The sequence below is a fragment of the Massilia sp. 01N410 genome, assembly GCF_056399665.1.
In genome coordinates, this window is the sequence record NZ_JBFTRV010000069.1 from 1 (window position 1) to 479 (window position 479).

1 protein-coding gene is annotated in these 479 nt (G+C 64.9%); it reads left to right on the top strand.

Going from position 1 to position 479, the window contains the following annotated elements; all coding sequences use genetic code 11:
- Nucleotides 1-84: 84 nt before the first annotated feature.
- On the top strand, nucleotides 85-479 hold a 395-nt coding region (locus tag AC1DOP_RS27275), incomplete at its 3' end, for a transposase (RefSeq protein WP_477254415.1).

A 479-nucleotide genomic window follows, 5' to 3' on the forward strand; every position in this document is an offset into this window, starting at 1 on the left:
GTGTGCGTGTGCGCGTTAATTATGTGAACTGAAACGGGTTGCGCAGGTCATACGCATTGTCGAGTTAACTCATGTGGAGTGACGATGCCGGGCCCGACCTTCGATCAACTGTTCGGCTTGTTAACGGCGGCAAGCCTGGCTACCCCGGACGTGGCTCGGCTGCGGGAATGGATCGCGAGCATCGCGCACCCTGGTGCGTGCATCGCTCTGATCGAACAAGCCGCCGCCGGACGGCCGTGTCCGCATTGTGGCTGTCTCCGCAAACACCGCTGCGGCCAGGCGAGCGGCCTGCAGCGTTTTCGATGTCTCGGCTGCCGGCGCAGCCATAACGCGTTGACGGGCACGCCGCTCGCGCGCCTGCGCAAGAAGGCATGCTGGCTGTCTTACCTGCAATGCGTGCTCGAGTCGCGCACGGTCCGCGACGCCGCGCGCGTGGTCGGCGTGGATCGCACGACCAGCTTCCGCTGGCGCCACCGATT